This is a genomic window from Paludisphaera borealis (assembly GCF_001956985.1).
In the GTDB taxonomy this organism is placed as follows: Bacteria; Planctomycetota; Planctomycetia; order Isosphaerales; family Isosphaeraceae; genus Paludisphaera; species Paludisphaera borealis.
Window position 1 is genome coordinate 1900580 of record NZ_CP019082.1, and the last position, 20694, is coordinate 1921273.

Consider the following 20694-nt stretch of genomic DNA (forward strand, 5'->3'; position numbering starts at 1 on the left):
TCGTTCCGGACATGTCGTTCGTGACCGCCTCCAACGTACCGTCTCGGGCTCCGGCCCCGCCACTGCCGACTGGCTGTACGCGAACGCGGGCTGCTAGGATGTCCGTTTCGACGCGACCTTTCACGACTTCCCTTCATTGGCTGATTCTTGATGCCGGTGCTTCGCATCCTCGGAAACTTGACATCGAGCGCCCTTCTGGGCCTGGTCGTCGTCGGCCCGATCGTGGCGCTCTGCGCGGCGGCCGTCCTCGATCGCGGGCCGGGGGGCGAGCCACGCGTCTCGATCTTTTCGGTGGCGATCACCGCTCTCGACCCGTTCGTCTGGACCTGTGTTCGCAACAGCATGATCGCGGCCGGGGCGGTGGCGGCCGGTTCGATGGCCGTCGGCGTCTTCGTCGGCCGGCTCGTCGGCGACTGGCGATTCCCGGCCCGGCCGATCCTGGTCGCCGCGATGAGCGCCTCGGCGGTCGCGCCCCCCGCGATCGTCGCGCTGGGCCTCTCGGTGTTGTTCGGGGCTGGTTCGGGCTCGCCGACGGCCTGGGGCGGCCGCCTCGGCCCGGTGAGTCGATTCGTGCCGGCCGACTGGGGATGGTACGCCTGGTTCTGGGCCGCGATCGTTCAGGGGGGATCGATCTCAGCCCTCGCCTGCCTGTCGGCCCAACAGCGTCTCGACCCCGCCTGGCGCGACGCCGCCCGGCTGGCGGGCGGAACGCGAAGCCGTGTCTGGCGGAAGCTGAACTGGCCGCTCCTGCGCCCCGCGCTCGCCCGGGCCGCCGGCCTCGTGTTCATCCTCACCGTCGCCGACCCCGGCGCGCCGATGATTCTCGGGCTGCGGCGGACGCTCGGTTACCAGATTCTCAGCGTCGGCCTCGGCGACGACCCGTTTCCGTCGATCGCCGTCCTCGGGCTGATCGCTCTGTTCGTCTGCGTCGTCGTCCGCGTGATCTTGAACGGATGGGCCGGGCCGGAGCCGTCGACGTGGCCGGCCGCCGCGGCCGAGGGCCGACCGTTGCGCGCGGGGTCGTGGCGACGGAGCGCGACCGCCGCCGCGTTCGTCGGCGTCTGGGGAGTGATCGCGGGCGTGCCATTGGTCGCCGTGCTGATCGAATCGACCTGTCGCCAGCCGCTGGACGGTGCCAGCCTCGGGACGGCGGGCCACAGCCTCGGCGCTCTGGCGGGGCGTCTCCTCGATCCGACCCTCGGCGCGATCGTCGTTCATTCCGTCTGGCTCGGCTTGGGCGTCTGCGCGCTGTTCGTCGTCTCGGGCTGGCTGGCGCGATCGGCTTCGTCGGCCTCGACGGTCGGGCCGTCGGGGACGTTGCTCGCGCTGGTTCACGCCGGGGTCGCGCCTCCGCTCGTGATGGGCGTCGCCGCGCTGAGTCTGCCCTGGCTGGCCGGTCTGGCGGCCGATGCGATCGACGGCACGTCGCCGACGGGTCTGGCCTTGCTGTTCCGCCACGCGGCGGCCGCAATCGCATCGGACCCGTTCTTTTTCTTAATTCCGACCGTGGGCGTCTGGTTGGCGATGACGCCGACGCTGCTCGCCGTGTGGGAGGGCGGGTACGGGGCGGACCGCGCGCGGGAGGACCGGATCGCGGCGGCGGTCCTGGCCGGAGCGAGCTGGACCAGGGCGCACCGGCTGGCGAGCGCGTGGAGCCGGCCGGACTCGATCCGGCGGTTCGCGCTCACGACCTGTCTGGCCGCGACCAACATCGCCCCGGCCCTCTTGCTCGCGAACCGGGTCGAGAACCGGACGCTCGGGCCGGGAATCCTGCTGCTCCGCGAAGACCCGGAATTCGGCCTCGGCGCGGCGTCGGCGCTTGCGGTCGCGGTCCTGGCGGTCAATGTCGCGGTCGTGTTTCTCTGTTCGCCAGCGCGGCTCGCCGCTCGAATCGGTCCGGCCGACCACCGGAAATCGGCCTGAACCGCAGCGCGGCGGATAGTCCACTCGACGCATGAGCATCTGGGCGCGTAAAATCGAGGGAATCGACACGACAACCTTGCCTTTGGGGGGAGAGGGCCGCGCCAAGGCCCGGTAAACGACGATGGATACGGCGAAACTGGCGCTCGAAGACGGCTCGGTGTTCACGGGTCGAGCTTTCGGTGCGCGCGGCGAGATCGACGGCGAGGTCGTCTTCAACACCAGCATGACCGGCTACCAGGAGATCCTGACCGACCCGTCGTACCACGGTCAGATCGTCGCCATGACCTACCCCGAGATCGGCAACTACGGCGTCAACGCCGAGGACGCCGAGAGCGGCAAGCCCTGGGTGCGTGGTTTCATCGTCCGCGAGCTGAGCAGCCGCGTCAGCAACTTCCGAGCGGACGAATCGCTGGAATCCTACCTGGAAAAGCACGGGATCATCGGGCTCGCCGGCATCGACACCCGGGCTCTCGTCCGCCTGACCCGGGTCCAGGGGGCGCTCAAGGGGATTCTGTCGACGACCGACCTGGACGACGCCAGCCTCGTCGACAAGGCCCGCAAGAGCCCCGGCATGCTCGGCCGCGACCTGGCCCGCGAGGTGATGCCGCGCGAGGCGACAGTCTGGGAGCCGGGGTTGATGCAGGATTTCCTCTTTGATTCGTCGGGGAAGGACCAGACTGCGAAGTCGGAAAAGTCGTCGGCCAAGCGTCCGCATGTGGTGGCCCTCGACTACGGCATGAAGTGGAACATCCCGCGCCACCTGGTCGAAATCGGCTGCCGGGTCACCGTGGTCCCCGGCTCGGCCTCGGCCGAGGCGATCCTGGAGCACAAGCCGGACGGCCTTTTCCTCTCCAACGGCCCCGGCGACCCACGGCCGCTGGCCGCGGAGACCGAGACGATCAAGACGCTGATCCGCAAGGCCGCCGACGCGCGCGGGGTGCCGATCTTCGGCATTTGTCTCGGGCACCAGTTGCTCGGCCAGGCGTTCGGCGCCGACACGTTCAAGCTCAAGTTCGGCCACCGAGGCGCGAACCACCCGGTCCGCAATGAAGCCTCGGGCAAGGTTGAGATCACGACCCAGAACCACGGCTTCGCCGTCGACCCCAGCACTCTCCCCGCCGACGTGGTCCCCAGCCACGTCAACCTGAACGATCAGACCCTCGAAGGCTTGCGCCACACGCGCCTGCCGGTCTTCGGCGTCCAGTACCATCCCGAAGCCTCCGCCGGCCCGCACGACAGCCAGTACCTGTTCGCCGAATTCCGCGCGGCGATGAGCTGAACTGGTCCGATTCACGGAAAATAAGCCCGACGCGCCAACGAAATCCTCCCTCGCGTTATTCTCTCATCGGAGAACGCGAGGAGGACGGCGCAGGTGGACGACCAACGAGCGGACGAGCGAACCGACGCGACGGAGAACGGGCAAGCCTCTCGTGAGGCGTTCGTGCGCTCAACGTACGTCGAGCTTTACCGCTGGTTTCATCGCCTGGCCGGATGCCCGGCGCGGGCGGCCGACCTGACCCAGGAGAGCTTCGCCGCTTTCTGGGCTTCCGGCGCTCGCCAGCCGACGGAGGTCTCGTCCCGGACCTGGCTGTATGCGATCGGCCGAAACCTCTGGCGGAATCAGCTTCGCGGTCGTCGCGAATTCGTGCCCCTGGAGTTCGACCAGGCGTTCTCGTCCGATCCAGGACCGGAACACCGCGTCGAGGCCGGCGAGTTCGAGAGCGCTGCGCGAGACGCGGTCGATCAACTTCCTATCGACCTGCGCGAGGCGTTTACGCTCCGATTCTGGAACGAGTTCTCCTACGAGGAGATCGCCGCGATCCAGGGGATCTCGGCCGATCTGGCGAGGTGGCGGTATTTCGCCGCCCGGAAGCGGCTGCACGCGCGTCTCGCCCCCTGGAATCCAGGTCCCGAACACTCCGAGAAGGAGGATCGTCATGCTCGATGAACACGTCGAACGGGAGCCCGATCTTCCGGGCTCCGGAATTTGGAGCCGCCTGCGCGGAATCCCGGTCGAGCCGGTCCCGCACGGCCTCCTCGACCGTTGCCTGGAAACGACGGCGACCGAACCAATTTACAAGCGTCCCGCGGTGGCACGTCGGCGCTGGCTCCGGTCGATCGGCGTCGCGGCAGCGGCGTTGCTGATGGTCGGGGTCGCCGGCCTGGTGGTCCGCCCGGGAAGCGCCGCGGCGTCCCAGTTCCTCAAGGCGGCCGGCGTCACCTGGTCAGAGGTCCCCGCGTGCCACATCACGTCCACGATGAAGCGAGCCGGCGAGGTTCGCACCGAGGAAGTCTGGTACGTCCGCGACAAGGGAGGACGACATGAGACGCGGCGAGGCGACAAGTTGATCGGCGTCGTCGTCGCCAACAGCCGCTGGGAGTTCCGGTGGGACGTCGAGGGGGGCATGGTGGCCGCCTGGTCGCGCAAACTGCTCGGGAATCGAAGTGCGTTCGAGTCGGCAAGTCGCGTCCTGCCGTGCGAATCGATGCTGGCCTGGGCCGAGAAGCATCGGGCCGAGATCAAGATCGAGGCCGATTCCCTCGACGGCGTGGCCGTTCGCAAGGTCACGTTGCGTTGGCCAAGCGTGCCGGGCGCTCGTCCGCAGGTCGACACTTTCTGGTTCGAGCCCGACTCGCTCCGACCCGTGCAACAGCGATCGCAACTCCCGGACGGGTCCGAGGCCGAGTCGCGGCTCGACTATCCCGCCCCCGAAAACGTCCCCGCCGATTTGCTCGCCTTCCGCCCCCCCGCCGACGCGATCCTTGAAGTCAACGACCCGGACCTCGGGCGGCAGGTGTATTCCGAAGGTCGTTCCGAAGTCACTGGCGTCGAATCGAAACCCACTAACGGAGAGAAGCGATGACGAGCCGATGGCGAATGCGCGGTCTGAGCGTGGGGATTGTGGGCCTTCTTGCTTGCGGCCTGGCGACGGCCGCGTGGCTGAACGGCGCCGAGTCGGAGGAGGCGCGAGCGGTCAAGGACGCGTTCCGCCGCAACGTCGAGAAGATCAAGAGCCTGGACGTTTCGTACCAGCTCGACACGACGACGGAGCTTACGCCCAAACAGTTGCGATCGATGCCCGAGTACCGTAACAAGATGTTCCTCCCCAAGGATGAGTGGCGCCAGGCGTTCCTGGGCGAGAAGAGGTATCGGCGGCAGATTCAGCCCGAGGAGGTCAAGCTGCTGGTGGAACTCGACGAGTACGGCCTATTCGCGCCTCCTGAGGCCGGGCCGAACGACCCGCCCGCGATTCGAGAAAACCAGAAGAAACTCCGCGAGGGCTACGACCGCACGATCGCCGAGCTCAAGGCGAACCAGGCTCGCGGCATCCCCGTTCAGAAGCGCAAGGCAAAGGACGTGCTCGCGCTGGAGAAGGATGTGACGTTCGGATTCAACGGCAAGACGATCTGGCGGAAGAAGCCGACCGCTCCGAAAGGCGACGAATACATGATCTGGCCGACCAAGTCGCCGGCCGACTGGTTCCAGGGGACCGGCTATCTCGCCGCTGTGGGCCTTCACGTGCCCGACCCTACAGGCCGCCCCGAGGTGAAGAAGTCCCAAGGCATATTCCAACTTTCCGAATGGATCAACCACGGCGACTACGATCTGGAACCGAAAACCGAGGTCGTCGACGGATCGACGTGCGTGATTCTGGCCGGGAGCCTCAATTCGCTGCTTCAGCCGGGCTTCATCCTCGGGAGGCTGACCGATCGGATCTGGCTCGACCGCGATCACGGCTTCGTGCTTCGCAAACGCGAGATGGCGACTGACGGCAAGGTCGGCTGGCGGTTCACGACCACCGACCTGAAGGAAGTCGAGCCCGGGATCTGGCTCCCCTTTGCGACCCGCGGCGAGGAATTCCCCAAGGATGCGCCCGACCTCGGCGGCAAGCCGACGATGGTCGAGACGCTCAAGGTCAAGAACCTCTCGGTCAACCACGTCGCCGACAGCCTGTTCGACATGACGCCCCAGCAGGGCGACAGAATCGACGACCTGCGCGGGCAGTTCTGAAATCGCGAATCGACGCCCCCGCCCGGGACTTCTTCGGGCGGGGGATCGGGTGTCATTGACGACGCGCATCGGCATCGTTATCGTGTAACTTTACGATGCCAAGCGATCGTTCCGGTCGCTGTTCGCTACTCGGAGTGCGTCGCCGTGGGCTCGACTTGCGTGGTGGGTCTCCAGTGGGGAGACGAGGCCAAAGGGAAGATTGTGGATTTGCTGTGCGACCACCACGACGTGGTTGTGCGCTATCAAGGTGGAGCCAACGCGGGGCATACGGTCGTCCATGAAGGGGTGACGTACAAGCTCTCGCTGGTTCCGACGGGCGTCCTCCGCGAGGGGGTCGAGGCCGTGATCGGCAACGGGGTGGTCGTCCATCCCCCCGCGCTGCTCAAGGAGGTCGCCAGCCTGACGGCCCAGGGGGTCGACTTCACGGGCCGGCTGCACGTCAGCGACCGCGCCCACGTGATTCTCCCCTATCACCTGGCCGAGGAGCGGCTGACCGAAGAGTCGACGTCGGCTGCCGACCATCTGGGGACGACGCGGCGGGGCATCGGCCCCTGCTATAAAGATAAGGTCGGCCGCGTTCACGGCGTTCGGATCGCCGACCTGTACCATACGGCCGAATTTCGCGAGCGGCTGGCCCGAATCGTCGACTACAAGAACCGGCTGCTGAACGCGATGCTGCCCGACTTCGAGCCGTTCGACGACAAGCAGATCGCCGACGAATACCTCGGATACGCCGAGCAGCTTCGTCCGTACGTCACCGACGCGACGAGCTGGCTGCACGCGGCCGTCGCGCAGGGGCGGAAGCTGATGTTCGAGGGGGCGCAAGGGTCGCTGCTCGACATCGACCACGGCAGCTATCCGTACGTCACCAGCTCCAGCAGCAGCGCGGTCGGCGTGGCGGCGGGCTCGGGCGTGCCGTCGCGGTACATCGACCGCTGGATCGGCGTCGTCAAGGCGTACACGACGCGCGTCGGCGGTGGGCCGTTCCCGACCGAGCAGGACAACCCCACCGGCGAGCGCATCCGCCAGATCGGCCGCGAGTACGGCACCGTCACCGGCCGGCCTCGGCGGTGCGGCTGGTTCGACGCCGTCGCCGTTCGTTATTCGACCCGCGTGAGCGGCACGACCGAGCTGGCCGTGATGCTGCTCGACGTCCTCAGCGGCTTCGACGAGTTGAAGGTCGCGGTCGCTTACGAGACCGACGGCAAGAAGGTCGAAGCCATGCCGGCCTCGCTGGCCGATTTCGAGCTTTGCAAGCCGGTTTACGAGACCGTGCCGGGATGGTCGGAGGATCTGACCGCCGCCCGGACCTGGGACGATCTGCCGCGCCAGGCTCGCGAGTACGTCGGATTTTTGAGCCGTCAGATCGGAGTTCCGGTTTCGATCGTCTCGGTCGGCCCGGACCGTAAGCAGACGATCATGGTTCCCAAGGATCGATGAGACCCCGGTCGACAGTCGCCGCACGGGCGAACGGCCTCGCCTCGCTTGCCACGTGGATTTCCACTAGGACGGAATGGGCTCAGAGACTCTCATGCGAGCAGAAACGCGACCTCCACTGAAAACCACCGAAGAAGGCATGGCTCGGCTGGACGCCTGGGGGCTGAAGCCCGAGCAGCTTCCTCGCCACGTGGCGATCATCATGGACGGCAACGGCCGGTGGGCTCAGCATCGCGGGTTCCCGCGGATCGTCGGCCACCGGCGCGGCATCCAGAGCGTCCGTGCCGTGGTCGAGGAAGGGTGCCGCCTCGGGCTCGAACAGCTCACGCTCTACTGCCTCTCCGTCGAGAACTGGAAGCGCCCGCCTCGCGAACTTCGGTTCCTGATGCGGCTTCTGCGGCATTTCCTCTCGGTCGAGCGCGCGGAGCTGATGGACCAGAACGTCCAGCTCCGCATGATCGGCCGCCGCGAGGGGCTTCCCGACGAGGTTCTCGCCGAGTTCGACCGAACCGCCGCGGCGACGGCCGGCAACACCGGGATGACGCTCCGCCTGGCCGTCAACTACGGCGGCCGGACCGAGATCGCCGACGCGGCGAAGCGCCTGGCCGAGGACGTCCGCGACGGCAAGGTTGATCCGTCGCGGGTCGACGAGGCCCTGTTCGCCGGCTACCTCGACACCGCCGGGGCGAGCGACCCCGACCTCTTGATCCGCACGGCCGGAGAGATGCGGATCAGCAACTTCTTGCTCTGGCAAATCTCCTATACGGAACTCTGGGTGACGCCGACGCTCTGGCCCGATTTCCGGGGGGCCGACCTGCTGCAAGCCTGCACCGATTATGCGGCCCGCGAGCGGAAGTTCGGCGGACTGCCGGCCTCGGCACTGGCTGCGGGCACGCCGGCCGGCTAGAGTGGAACGAGTCGGACACTGGCGGAACCGAGACTCGGGACGATCCCCCTCCTCGCTCCTCATCCCCACACTCCTCTTCGTCTTTTTTGGCGGTCATGCTCGGAACCCGTGTCGTCAGCGGCATTCTCATCGTCACCGCTCTGGTCTTGATCTTGCTCGTCGACCAGTGGCTCGCGCCCTGGTTCCCGCTCTGGTTCGGCCTGGCCGCCGCCGCGATGGGGATGGGCGCGTTCGAGTTCAGCGGGCTCCTGGAAGAGACGGTCTCGCGCCCCTCGACCCGTTCGGTGCTCGGCGGCGTGGCGGCCGTGCTGGTCGCGAACTGGATTCCCCACGTCTTGGGGGTGCTTGGCGATTCGAACCGGCTCTCGGGCCTGGTTCATGAGCCGAACGCCGCCGTCGCCGTACTCGCGTGGCCGCTCTTGAGCTTCGTCGGCGTGCTCATGGTGACGTTCGTGGTCCAGAGCCTCCAGTTCGAGGTGCCGGGCCGAGCCGTCGCGGCGATCGCCGGCACGATTCTAGTGGTCGCCTACATCGGCCTTCTGGGAAGCTTCATCGTTCAGCTTCGCTGGCTCGACGGCTGCAAACATGGGCTGCTTCCTCTCGCCTTCCTGATCGCGACCGCGAAGGGCGCCGACATCGGCGCCTACACCGTGGGCAGGATCGCCGGCAGGCACAAATTGTGGCCTGCCGTGAGTCCGAACAAGACGATCGAGGGTGCATTCGGCGGCCTGGTCTTCGCGACACTCGCCGCGCTGGCCGTCGAGACGGTCGCTTTTTACTCCGACAGCCTGACCGGCGTCGGCTGGGCTGGGGCGGTGGCTTTCGGGGTGGTGGTCGGCATCGTGGCCCAGGTCGGCGACTTGATGGAGTCGATGGTCAAGCGCGACTGTCGGCGGAAAGACGCCTCGGCGGCAGTCCCGGGTTTCGGGGGAGTCCTCGACGTTCTGGATTCGTTGCTTTTCTCCGCTCCAGTCGCCTACGGCCTCTGGCTTTGCCTCGGTCCGTAAGCCTGAGCCGATCGCAATTTCGGCGATCTTGAATTCGGCGTGGATCTGGTAGCATAATAGTGTGTAATGAGCGAAGACGGCCAGGCCGGGCGCGAGGTGTGTGGACTTCTCGTCGAAGTACGGGGTTGGGCCGTTGAAAGGGGAGGTATGCCGGAAATCACCATCGCGCTCGACGGGCACGACGAGGAGCTTGCGGTCTTCGGCAGCCGAGACCAGCACCTTCGCCAGATTCGAGACGCTCTCGGTGTGAAGGTTCTGGCCAGGCACGGCGAAGTCCGCATCGAGGGCGACGGCGACCGCGTCGAGCAGGCTCGCGAGATCTTCGAAGGCCTGCGCTCGCTCTACCGCGTTCGTCGCACGGTTCTTTCGGCCGACGTCGCCGAGACGATCGATCGGATCATCCGGGTCGACTCCTCCCTCCCGGCCGGTACGGTGGAGATCCGCGAGGGCAACCGCGTCGTTCGGCCCCGGACCGATGGCCAGAACCGCTACCTCCAGGCGCTGCGCGACAGCGCGTTGGTTTTTTGCATCGGGCCGGCGGGGACGGGCAAAACCTACCTGGCCGTATCGATGGCCGTGGCGGCACTCCGCCAGGGTCGGACCAAGAAGATCGTCCTGGTCCGACCGGCGGTCGAGGCCGGCGAGCATCTCGGCTTCCTGCCCGGCGATCTCGAAGCCAAGATCAACCCGTACTTGCGCCCACTTCTCGACGCGCTCCACGACCTCATCCCATACGACCAGATCCGGCGCTACATCGACAACGACATCATCGAGATCGCTCCCCTGGCGTACATGCGCGGCCGGACGTTGAACGACGCCGTCATCATTCTCGACGAGGGCCAAAACGCAACGGTGCCGCAAATGAAGATGTTCTTGACCCGGATGGGTATGAACGCCCGGATCGTGGTCACGGGCGACGTGACCCAGGTGGATTTGCCGACCGCAACCAAGAGCGGCCTGGCCGACGCCGTCGAACGTCTTTCCAATGTGCCTGGCGTCGCCGCCGTGCAGCTCGACCGCTCCGACATCGTCCGCCACCCTCTCGTGCAGGCGATCGTCGACGCGTACGAGGCCGACGATGCGACGCGCGACCGTGAACCCCGAACCGCCGAAGCCGGCGCCGGCCTCGGCGCGACGGCCGCGGAGTAAAGCGGCGTGAACATTCTCCTCCTATTCCCGGATCGGTGGATCGTCGGCCGCGCCGACGACCCTCCTCCGGCGTCGACGGCGCGCATCGGGGGCCGAGTGGCCCCGGCGCAGTTCAGCGTGGCTCGCCCCCCGGCGTTCGCCACGGCGCTTTGAGTCGCATCCATGAGCATTGGTAAACGTCGCCCCAAACCGAGTCGAGCCCAGCTCCGCTCGTTCCCCAGCGTCTCGCTCCAACAAAGTCGCCTGGCGCGTCAGCGCGCCCGACTCGTGAGCCTGTCGCTGGTCGCACTGACCGTTCTGGCGACCTCGGCGATCGTGCACGGATCGGGCCCGGCCTTCACCTACCGGCTGGGCCAGCGCCCCGACCGCGAGATCCGGGTCAACGTCAAGGAATTCCGGATCCGCAACCAGACCAAGACCAGCAACGAGCGCCAGGCCGCCGCCGACCAGGTGCCGCCGTCGATGGTCAACGATCCCGCGCCGATCAAGGATCTCGCCGAACGGCTCGACGACCTGACGGTGACCATCGCCAAATCGCAGCGCTATGAGGAACTCGCCAAGACGCTGATCTCGACCTGGAAGCTCAAGCCGGAGACGTACCTCGACATCAAGGCGGCGACCGACACGCCCCAGCGTCGCGACAACCTCCACATCCAGATCGCCAAGGCGTTCGTCCCGCTGCTCGACGCCGGCGTTCTCGGGCCGGGCGCCCTGCCCCGGAACGAAGAGACCAGCCGCACCCTCTCGATCCGCAACCTCGATCAGCCAGTCTCCGAGGCGCGCGTCTTCCCCCGCGAACGGGTCGTCCCCGAACGGATCGTGAAACCCGACGGCGCGGTCGCCCGCGAGTTCATCGCCGCATTCACCACGCCTCGCGTCGGCGAGACCTTGTTTCAGCTCGTCGCCGACCGGCTCGACGGCCGTCCGACCCTGACCTACGAGCAGGAGGAGACGGCCCTGCTTCGCGAGATCGCCCGCAACCAGGTGACCGAGCATTATGACCCGTTCACCCGCGGCGAGGTGCTCGTCGAGCAAGGCCAGACGATCGGCGAGGAGCAACTGATCCTGCTGCGCATGGAACACGACGAGGCGATCAATTCGCTGACGCTCGGCGAACGGGCGCGGCGGGCGCTCGGAATTCTCGTCATGGTCTCGGCGCTCTTCATCCTGACAGGCTACTACGTCGCGCGTCACGAGCGGCTGATTGCCGCCGACTTCGGCCGCACGGCGACTATCTGCGCGCTCGTCGTGATCAGCCTCGGGATCGTGCGGCTGCTCGCCAACCAGTCGTGGAACGCCGACCTGATCCCTGTCGCCAGCGCCGCGATGATCCTGGCGATCGCCTACAACCCCGGCTTCGGCCTGGTGGCGACCTTCGGCCTGTCGCTTCTGACCTGCATGGCGCTCGGGACGGGCATCGGCCATTTCCTGGTGCTGATGGGAGGGACCGCCGCCGGCGTGCTGGGCCTGAACGACGTCCGGACGCGCACCAAGCTCATCAAGGTCGGCGCCACCGCCGCCCTGGGGTATCTGATCATGACCTGGGCGACCGGTCTGTGGGAGCATCAGCCGATCGAGCTGATCCGCAGCGACGGCCTCTGGCGCGCGGGCTGGGGCCTGATGGCCGGCTTCTTCATGGGCGGCAGCCTGCCGTTCCTCGAGAATGCGTTCGGCATCGTCACCGGGATCAGCCTGCTCGAACTCGGCGACAACACTCACCCGCTGCTGCAAGAGCTGGTACGACGCGCGCCCGGCACCCACAACCACTCGATCACCGTGGGAGCCATCGCCGAGGCCGCCGCCGAACGGATCGGTGCCAATGGGCTCTTGGTCCGCATCGGCGCCTACTTCCACGACATAGGCAAGATGCTCAAGCCTCACTATTTCGTCGAGAACCAGACCGGTTCCACCAACCGGCACGCGAACCTCGCGCCGGCGATGAGCACCCTGATCATCATCGGCCACGTGAAGGACGGCGTCGACCTGGGACGCCAGCATCACCTTCCCGAGCGGATCATCGATCTGATCGAGCAACATCACGGCACGACGCTCGTCGAGTATTTCTTTCACGAGGCCAATCGCCGCAACGGCTGCAATCCCGACGGAGCGACGATTCAGGAGAGCGCGTTCCGCTATCCCGGGCCGAAGCCGCAAAGCAAAGAGGCCGGCATCCTGATGATGTCGGACTGCGTCGAGAGCGCGAGCCGGACGTTGTCGGAACCGACCCCGTCGCGGATCGAAGGGCTCGTCAGCGAGCTGATCGACAAGCGGCTTCGCGACGGCCAGTTCGACGAGTGCGGCTTGACGCTCCGCGAGATCGCAGAGATTCGCGACAGTTTGATCAAGTCGCTGATCGGCATCTACCACGGCCGCGTCAAGTATCCCGAACAGAGGACGGCCTGACCGTGGAGAATCCCCCACGCGGCTTCCTCGTGGAAGTCAGCGACACCCAGAACCACGTTCCAGTCGATTCCGACGTCCTCCGCAGACTCGTCGAGAGCGTGCTGCTCGCCGAGGGTGTCGATGCGGCGACAATCTCGGTGGCCCTCGTCGACGACGCCGCGATCCACCGCGTCAACCGCGACTACCTCGCCCATGACTGCCCGACTGACGTCGTCTCGTTCGTCCTTTCCGACGATGACGAGCCGCTGGCCGGCGAGTTAGTGGTGTCGACCGAAACCGCCGCGCGGGTCGCTTCGGAGATCGGCGCCGAGCCCTGGAACGAACTCGCGCTCTATGTGGTCCACGGATTGCTACATTTGTGCGGCTACGACGATCTTGACGACGGTTCGGCGGCTGTGATGCGAGCCGGCGAGGACGCCGCGCTCAGTCGTGAAGGACTGATCAATCCATTCCGCCTTCGCCGACCGACGTCGGCCTGAATTCGAGCAGGGGGGACTTCGGCGCGTGTTCGGGCTGAGCTGGACGTGGATGTCTTTGGTGTGTGCGCCGATCTTTCTGGTGCATCTGGTCTCGATCGCGCTGACCAAGGCGCTTCAGTCGTACTCGAGGAGTCGCCTCGAAGAACGGACCGAAGCTCTCAACAGGCCGCATCGGGCCGACGAGATCGCGCACCTCGACCACCGCACGGAACGCGCCTCGGAGTCGATCGCGGTCCTCAGCGGCCTGTTCCTGGCGTCGGCGATCGGGATTGGGACCGCCCATCTTCAAACTCCGGCGGCCATCGTGGTGTTGATCTTCCTGATCTGCGTCCTCGGCGTGGTCGGCTACGTGGTCGCGGGCGTCATCGGCGAGGTCTTCGCGGAGCCGATCATCGACTCGCTCTGGCCGGCGACGACCGTCATCCGCGCCGTGGCCTTCCCGCTCACGATGGGGGCCGAGGCGATCGAGCGAATCGTCGAGTGGTCGTCGGGCTCGGACAAAAACGGACCGCGGCCGGCGAGCCTGGAGGTCGAGGTTCCCAACGAGTCGGAAGACGACGAAGACCAGGAGCCCGAGATCCCCGAGAAAGCGCGTGACCTGCTCAGCAGCGTCGTCGAACTGACCCGCACGAACGTCTCGGAGATCATGCAGCCGCGGTCGGCGATCGTGGCGCTGCCGGCGACGGTCACCGCCGAGGCGGCGGCCGAGTCGTTCCGCAAGTCCGGTCGGAGCCGCATCCCCCTTTACGGCAGCAACCGCGACGACATCGTCGGCATGCTGCTGGCCAAGGACCTGCTCAACCGGATGCTCTTCGAGAACGATTCCTCGAAGGTCGTCCCCGCCGCGATCGCCCGCCCGGTTTACCGCGTTCCGGAAACCAAGAACGCGTTCAACCTTCTGGAAGAGATGCGGTTCCGGCGCGCGCCGATGGCGATCGTGCTCGACGAGTACGGCGGGGTCGCCGGACTGGTCACGATCGAGGACCTGCTCGAACAGCTCGTCGGCCCGATCCACGACGAGTACGACGCCCCCGCCCCCGCCGACCCGATCGTCCCTCTGGGCGGGTCCAAGTTCGAGCTCGACGCGTCGGTGGACCTGGAAGACCTCAACGACCGGTTCGGCGTCCACCTGCCGACTGACGACGAGTACCAGACGATCGGCGGCCTGGCGCTCCACGTCCTCGGCCGCCTTCCCGAGCCAGGAGCAACGTTCTCCTACGAGGGCCTCGACTTCACCGTCCTCGAAGTCGCCGACCGCTCGATCCGCCGCCTCAAAATGGATCTCCAGCCTGGCTCGCAAGGTGCCGACGGCCGCACCGGTCGATCCGCCTGATGCCTCGTCGCACCGTCCGACGTCCTCCGATCCAAAGGGGCGGCCGTCCCATCGGCGCGTCCGGGCGTGGGAACGATTGGACGTTACGATACAATTCTCCGGGCGGAAGTGCATCGGCTTGTCGAGGCTGCGAAGGAGGGTTCTACCTTGCCTGCGAATCGGTCGCTGGCGATCGTCGTACGAACGGTAGACGTCTTCGAGACGAGCCTGGTGGCGACCTTGTTCACGCGCGAGCTGGGCAAGGTTTCGGCGCTGGCCAAGGGGGGGCGTCGGCTCAAGTCGCCGTTCCAGGGTGGCCTTGACCTGCTGGGCGTTTCGGATATCGTGCTGCTTCCCAAGGCGTCGGAGGCGTTGGACCTCTTGACGGAGGCCGCGCCTCTGGAGCGTTTCGCATGTCTGCGCCGCGATCTTGCGGCCCTGTATGCCGGCTACTACATCGCCGAACTGCTGACCGACCTGACGGACTATCACGACCCACACCCCAAGCTGTTCGACGCGGCGAGGATCACCTTGCGGCATCTGGGCGACGCGAGCTTGCGGACGCGGCGGGTCCTTCGGTTCGAGCTGGCTTGCCTGCGTGAACTGGGACACATGCCGACGCTCGACCGGTGCGCTCATTGCGGCGAGCCGGTGGACGTGAGGGAAGCCGTGGCGTTCGGCCTGGCGACCGGGGGCGTTCTGTGCCCGGTCTGCCGTCCCGGACAGCCGCACGTCGTCACCCTGCCGGCTCGAACCATCGAGGCCGTTCGCGTCCTGGCGAGTCCCGGAAGCGATTGGCGCGAGATCGAGCTGGCCGGTTCCAGCCTGGCGTCGATTCGACAGACGGTCGGCGCCGTCATCAGTCATGTTCTGGGCCATCGACCTCGGGTCTGGCCGTTGCTGGGAGTATGAGCCGATGAACCCGGTTTCCTGGATCGTCGGCCGCGAACCGAGTCGTCCTCTCGTGATTCGAAAACGAGGAACCATGAGAACCACGCCTCGGAATCTTGCTCCGCGTCGCGATTCGTCGCCGTCGAATGCGAGGCGGTTCGTGCTCCGAGCCGCCGCGCTGCGGTCGCTCGGCGCCCTGGCGGTCGTCGGCGGATTGAGCGGCTGCCAGAGCTTCAGCGTCCCCCTCGCCCAGTGGCGGTCGAGCTACGATTCGGGATTGGCCAAGAAGCTGACCAAGGACGAGCTCGCCGGCGCCAAGTCCGAGAAAATCGCCGACAGCAACTCGCTGCTCGAACGCTGGCTGCGGCCGATCGGGGCGCGGAGCTTGAAGAGCGATTCGTCGGGCGACGACGCCAAGCGCAACCCGTCGACCCTGGTCCTCGGGTCCGACGGCTGGAAGCCGTTCGCCAAGCCGGCGACGAATCCCGACGCCCAGAAAGAACTCGACGACGCGATCCAGCTCTTCCAGCAAGGCAAGCTGCCCGAGGCCGAGAAGGCCTTCGCGGGGATCGCCAAGAACCGCAAAGAAACCCCCTGGGGCGAGAAGGCCCAGTTCTACCTGGCCGAGACTCAGTACCAGCGCAAGAGCTACGTCGCCTCGCACGAGAGCTTCGAGCGCCTGATCGCCGATTACCCGGGCACCCAGTACCTCGACAAGCTGGTCAGCCGCGAGTACGCCATCGCCCAGATCTGGCTGTCGCAGAGCGATCCGAAAGCAAAGCCCGAGACGAAGATGCCCTGGTACTCGCACTTCAACGGCCAGCAACCGCTGATCGACACGCGAGGAACCGGCCTCAAGGCGCTCGAGCACGTCCGCCATCACGACCCGACCGGAGCCCTCGCCGACGACTCGGTCATGCAGATCGCCGATTACCATATGGCGAGCGAAGACTACGAGTCGGCGGCCGTCTATTACGACCAGTTGATAAGCGACCATCCCAAGAGCCCCTTCCTACAGAAGGCGCAGCTCGCCGCGATCGACTCGCGCATGAAGGGCTACATCGGACCCGAATACGACGGCGAAGGGCTCGAAAAAGCCCGCGAGCTGGTCAAGCAGACCATGGCGTCGTTCCCCGACCGCCAGGCCGACACCGAACACCTCTACCACACGCTCGACCTCATCAACGACCAGGAAGCCGAGCGGACCTACAAGGTCGGCGCGTACTACAAGAAGATCGGCAAGGTCGCATCCGCCGAGTTCTACTTCGGCAAGATCCCCCAGCGATGGCCCAACAGCCCCTGGACCGTCAAAGCCAAGGTCGAGCTGGCCCAGCTCGCCAAGATGCCTCGCAAGGCCACGCTCCCGAGCAAGATCCTGACTCAACCCGGTGCCAACGACCCCTACTACAGCGCCGGAGGCGGCCAGATGGGTGGCATGGGCGGAATGGGTGGCATGGGCGGCGGCATGGGCGGATCGCCTGGCGGCATGATGTAACGCGTGATTCCCGGAGTATACGGCCGCCGCGCCCCGAGGCGGGTGTGATGGCGAAGCGGATTTCGAGGCCCAGGACGAGGCTTCCCTCATGTTCGGTCGATTTCCCCGATCCTTAATAGCACGACGCGGCCGATGGGCCGTTCTCAGGGCTTGCCTGGTGCTCGCCTTGGCGGCGTCGGGCGGCTGCGGCTACTCGTTCCGTGCGCCGTTCGACAAGAGTGTCCGGACGGTGTTCGTGCCGATGTTCAAGACGCAGGCGTTCATCCGCGACGTCGAGAAGGACCTGACCCGGCAGGTGCAGCAGGAGATCACCCGGCGCACGCCCTACAAGCTGGTGCACCGCATTGAAGAAGCCGACACCGTGCTGACCGGCACGATCAACTTCGTGGACAAGAACATCATCGTCGAAGCTCCGACGAACCTGCCTCGGCAGCTCACCCGGACGATCAACGTCAGCGTCAACTGGGTGCACAACCCGCCGACCGACCTCGAAAAGAAGCGGCAGCCGACGATCGTCTCGGAAACGCTGAATTTCGTCCCTGAAGTCGGCGAGACGTCGCTCACGGCGACGACCAAGGTGAATGCGAGCCTCGCCGCTCAGATTGTCGATATGATGGAACAACCGTGGTTCATCGAGGAAGACCTCAAGTAGGTCGTCGCCTCGCGCCCACCGCTCTGGATTCCGCAACTCCAAGGACATCGCACCATGTTTCGCCGCTGGGAGGCCCGTGGCCGACTGATCGCGGACGGCTCCGTCCCGAAGGTCATGGGGATCGTCAACGTCACGCCCGACAGCTTTTCCGACGGTGGTCGGTGGTTCTCGACCGATGCCGCCGTGGCCCATGGGCTGAAGCTCGTCGAGGACGGTGCCGACCTGCTCGACGTCGGGGGTGAATCGACCCGCCCGGGCGCCGAGATCGTCTCGATCGACGACGAGCTGGAGCGCGTCGTCCCCGTGATCGAGCGATTGGCCCGGGAGACGGGCGTACCGATCTCGATCGACACGACCAAGCCCGAAGTCGCGCGCCAGGCCGTGCTCGCGGGGGCGTCGATCGTCAACGACGTCTCGGCCTTGCGCGAACCCGGCATGGTCGAGGTTGTGTCCAGCACCGGCGCGGCGGTTGTGCTGATGCACATGCAAGGGACGCCCCAGACCATGCAAGACGATCCTCGGTACGACGACGTCGTCGCCGAGGTCCGCGCCTACCTGGTCGAGCGGATCGCCTGGTGCGAGGCCCGGGGGATTCCCCGGTCGCGGATCGCCGTCGACCCGGGGATCGGCTTCGGCAAGAGCTTCGAGCACAACATGGCGCTCTTGCGGAACCTCGATCAGTTTGCCAACCTGAATTCGATCCTGTTGATCGGGATCTCACGCAAGGGGTTGCTCAAGAAGATCACCGGACGCGGCATGGCCCAGCGCAGCACCAGCTCGGTCGTCTGCTCACTGGCCGGCTGCCGGCAAGGGGCGCGCGTGGTCCGGGTTCACGACGTCGGCCCCATGGTCGACGCGATCCGCGTCTGGAACGACGTTATCGGTTGGGAGTCGAATGATGGCTGAGCTGGACGTGGCGACGCAACCCAAGACCCGCGAGAATGATCCGGCCGCCGCCGAGCTTGAGGCCGGCTGCCGCGATCTGGCCGCCCGGGTCAAAAAGGCGTCGCGAGCGATGGCCCTGGCCGGCGGCGCGGCCAAGAACGCCTGGCTCGCCGCGTCGGCCTCGGCCCTCGTCGCGCGGGCCTCTGAGATTCTCGAAGCCAACGCCCGCGACGTCGCGGCGGCCCCTTCACTGGGGCTCAACGCAGCGGCCGTCGATCGTCTGACGCTCAACACCAAGCGGATTGGCGAGATGGCCCGGAGCCTGACCGAGATCGCCGCTCAGGCCGACCCGATCGGCGAGGTGGTAAGGTCGGGCCGACGCCCCAACGGGCTCGAAGTCACCCAGGTCCGCGTTCCGCTCGGCGTGATCTTCATGATCTACGAGAGCCGGCCGAACGTGACCGTCGACGCCGCCGCGATCTGCGTCAAGAGCGGCAACGCCGCGATCCTCCGGGGCGGCAAGGAAGCGCTCCATTCCAACCGCGCGTTGCACCGGATTCTCGCCGATGAGCTGGCTCGGTGCGGCCTTCCCGAGCACGCGGTCGAACTCGTAACCACGACGGATCGCGCGGCGGTCGGCCATCTTCTGGCCCTCCCCGAGTTCATCGACCTGGCGATTCCGCGAGGCGGCGAGAGCCTCATCCGCCGCGTGGTCGCCGAGGCCAAGATGCCGGTCATGAAGCATTATCAGGGCATCTGCGCCGTGTACGTCGACCAGGCGGCCGATCCCGAGATCGCCACGCGGATCATCGTCAACGCCAAGGCCCAGCGCCCGGGCGTCTGCAACGCCGCCGAGACCCTGCTCGTCCACCGCGCGATCGCCCCGACCTGGCTTCCCAAGGCCGCCGAGGCGCTGGCGGCGGCCGGCGTCGAACTGCGGGGCGACGCTGAAGCGAAAGCCATCGTGCCGAGCATGACGGCGGCGACCGCCGAGGATTGGGACACCGAATTCCTCGACAAGATCCTCGCGGTCAAGGTCGTCGATTCGATCGACGACGCGATCGCGCACATCGGCCGTCACGGGTCGTCGCACACCGAGACGATCGTCACCCGCGACCTCGCCGCGGCCCGCAAGTTCGTCGCCGAGATCGACAGCTCGGCGGTGATCGTCAACGCCAGCACCCGGTTCAACGACGGCGGCCAGCTCGGCCTCGGCGCCGAGATCGGCATCAGCACCGACAAGTACCACGCCCGAGGCCCCTGCGGCCTCAACGAGCTGACCAGCACCAAGTGGATCGTCTACGGCGACGGCCAGATCCGCGAGTAATCTCGACTTCTTTTTAAATGCTTGCATGATTGTTTTTGGTGCGTCAGAATTTCCTTGGTTCGACAACCTGCAATTGCGCGGTAAGACTCTCAGCAGGTTGCGCGATCGACGAATTCTGACACACCGAGGATGAGACACATGAGCAAGCGCGCGTCGCAAGCGTTCCGGCCTCTCTTGGAGATGTCGGAGGAGAGGCTGTTGACGACGGTGCTGGCCGGCGTGGGGCCGGCGGCTCGCGAGGCCGCCGCCCAATTTCGGCTGACCGTGAATCGGGACCTTCACCAGAGAGTCGCCCCGCAGAGAGGCGATACGAGGGCGGTCGTGGCGTTTGGGCGTCCGCGCGGAGGCCCCGGGACGGGTGGAACGGGAGGATCGGCCGCCGGCTACATCAACTGGGGCGTGATCACGATCATCAACACGACCTCGGACACGGTGACGTTCAGCGCCGCCGCGTCGACGTACAATCGCGGCCAGTTCCAGAATTTCACGCTCCGTCCGGGTGGTCGCCAGGCGTATTATGCGGCTTTCAGCGGCCCGTTCGGCGAGCCGACGTTCTATGTGAGCTTCGACACGATCCGGCATTACAACACATTGCAGGTGCCGGAGATCAACATCATCAACGAGAGCCCCCGATGGGTGCCGCGCGTCGGCACCGAGGGCCGTCCGTACGCGATCGTCAGCACGGTTGGCAATTACAACCTCGTGCCGATGGCGTGATTCGATCGGATCGAACCAGCGAACGCAACGGGCCGGGTACGTCTGGTAAGACGGCCCGGCCCGGCGTGATCGTTGATTCCGGCCGATTCTCGACGACC

The 20694-nt window shown here is 66.4% G+C and carries 19 protein-coding genes; all 19 read left to right on the top strand.

Annotated elements, in window-relative coordinates; genetic code table 11:
• Positions 1 to 150 precede the first annotated feature (150 nt).
• The 19 genes from BSF38_RS07465 to BSF38_RS07550 all read left to right on the top strand — a co-directional run bounded on the left by BSF38_RS07465 (position 151) and on the right by BSF38_RS07550 (position 20596).
• Entirely contained in the window at positions 151 to 1923 is a 1773-nt protein-coding gene (locus BSF38_RS07465; RefSeq protein WP_076344401.1) for an ABC transporter permease, read from the top strand.
• 121 nt (positions 1924 to 2044) lie between these two features.
• Complete coding sequence (gene carA / locus BSF38_RS07470) at positions 2045 to 3202, top strand: glutamine-hydrolyzing carbamoyl-phosphate synthase small subunit (protein ID WP_076344402.1); 1158 nt, start codon at positions 2045 to 2047, stop codon at positions 3200 to 3202.
• A 93-nt stretch (positions 3203 to 3295) separates the two neighbouring features.
• On the top strand, positions 3296 to 3871 hold the full coding sequence (locus BSF38_RS07475) for an RNA polymerase sigma factor (RefSeq protein ID WP_076344404.1): 576 nt from the start codon (positions 3296 to 3298) through the stop codon (positions 3869 to 3871).
• The gene (locus BSF38_RS07480) at positions 3861 to 4787 is read left to right on the top strand and encodes a hypothetical protein (protein WP_076344406.1); all 927 of its coding nucleotides are present in this window, start codon (positions 3861 to 3863) and stop codon (positions 4785 to 4787) included. The genes BSF38_RS07475 and BSF38_RS07480 overlap by 11 nt, the downstream gene beginning before the upstream one ends.
• Positions 4784 to 5935 carry a hypothetical protein gene (locus tag BSF38_RS07485; RefSeq protein WP_145952009.1) on the top strand — a complete coding sequence of 384 codons (1152 nt, stop codon included), beginning with the start codon at positions 4784 to 4786 and terminating at the stop codon, positions 5933 to 5935. Before BSF38_RS07480 ends, BSF38_RS07485 begins: the two co-directional genes overlap by 4 nt.
• 144 nt (positions 5936 to 6079) lie before the next feature.
• A complete protein-coding gene (locus tag BSF38_RS07490; protein WP_076344410.1) occupies positions 6080 to 7375 on the top strand; it encodes an adenylosuccinate synthase in 1296 nt (431 codons plus the stop codon).
• Between the two features lie 136 nt (positions 7376 to 7511).
• Entirely contained in the window at positions 7512 to 8279 is a 768-nt protein-coding gene (locus tag BSF38_RS07495) for an isoprenyl transferase (RefSeq protein ID WP_237170783.1), read from the top strand.
• Between the two features lie 95 nt (positions 8280 to 8374).
• On the top strand, positions 8375 to 9286 hold the full coding sequence (locus BSF38_RS07500) for a phosphatidate cytidylyltransferase (RefSeq protein ID WP_076344414.1): 912 nt from the start codon (positions 8375 to 8377) through the stop codon (positions 9284 to 9286).
• A 147-nt stretch (positions 9287 to 9433) separates the two neighbouring features.
• A complete protein-coding gene (locus BSF38_RS07505) occupies positions 9434 to 10435 on the top strand; it encodes a PhoH family protein (RefSeq protein WP_076344416.1) in 1002 nt (333 codons plus the stop codon).
• A 6-nt stretch (positions 10436 to 10441) separates the two neighbouring features.
• Positions 10442 to 10588 carry a hypothetical protein gene (locus BSF38_RS31255; protein ID WP_168189331.1) on the top strand — a complete coding sequence of 49 codons (147 nt, stop codon included), beginning with the start codon at positions 10442 to 10444 and terminating at the stop codon, positions 10586 to 10588.
• A 9-nt stretch (positions 10589 to 10597) separates the two neighbouring features.
• The gene (locus BSF38_RS07510; RefSeq protein WP_076344418.1) at positions 10598 to 12838 is read left to right on the top strand and encodes an HD family phosphohydrolase; all 2241 of its coding nucleotides are present in this window, start codon (positions 10598 to 10600) and stop codon (positions 12836 to 12838) included.
• A gap of 29 nt (positions 12839 to 12867) precedes the next feature.
• The gene (gene ybeY / locus BSF38_RS07515) at positions 12868 to 13317 is read left to right on the top strand and encodes an rRNA maturation RNase YbeY (RefSeq protein ID WP_257787848.1); all 450 of its coding nucleotides are present in this window, start codon (positions 12868 to 12870) and stop codon (positions 13315 to 13317) included.
• Positions 13318 to 13366: 49 nt separating this feature from the next.
• Positions 13367 to 14650 (top strand): hemolysin family protein, encoded by a 1284-nt coding sequence (locus BSF38_RS07520; protein ID WP_099092072.1) that lies wholly within the window; start codon positions 13367 to 13369, stop codon positions 14648 to 14650.
• Between the two features lie 147 nt (positions 14651 to 14797).
• A complete protein-coding gene (gene recO, locus BSF38_RS07525; protein WP_076344422.1) occupies positions 14798 to 15541 on the top strand; it encodes a DNA repair protein RecO in 744 nt (247 codons plus the stop codon).
• A gap of 73 nt (positions 15542 to 15614) precedes the next feature.
• Positions 15615 to 17015 (top strand): tetratricopeptide repeat protein, encoded by a 1401-nt coding sequence (locus BSF38_RS07530; protein ID WP_145952010.1) that lies wholly within the window; start codon positions 15615 to 15617, stop codon positions 17013 to 17015.
• A gap of 88 nt (positions 17016 to 17103) precedes the next feature.
• Positions 17104 to 17667 (top strand): LPS assembly lipoprotein LptE, encoded by a 564-nt coding sequence (gene lptE, locus BSF38_RS07535; protein WP_076344426.1) that lies wholly within the window; start codon positions 17104 to 17106, stop codon positions 17665 to 17667.
• 54 nt (positions 17668 to 17721) lie between these two features.
• Entirely contained in the window at positions 17722 to 18573 is an 852-nt protein-coding gene (gene folP, locus BSF38_RS07540; protein WP_076344428.1) for a dihydropteroate synthase, read from the top strand.
• A gap of 1 nt (position 18574) precedes the next feature.
• Positions 18575 to 19879 (top strand): glutamate-5-semialdehyde dehydrogenase, encoded by a 1305-nt coding sequence (locus BSF38_RS07545; protein WP_420819238.1) that lies wholly within the window; start codon positions 18575 to 18577, stop codon positions 19877 to 19879.
• Positions 19880 to 20017: 138 nt separating this feature from the next.
• On the top strand, positions 20018 to 20596 hold the full coding sequence (locus BSF38_RS07550; RefSeq protein ID WP_076344430.1) for a hypothetical protein: 579 nt from the start codon (positions 20018 to 20020) through the stop codon (positions 20594 to 20596).
• Positions 20597 to 20694: the final 98 nt, after the last annotated feature.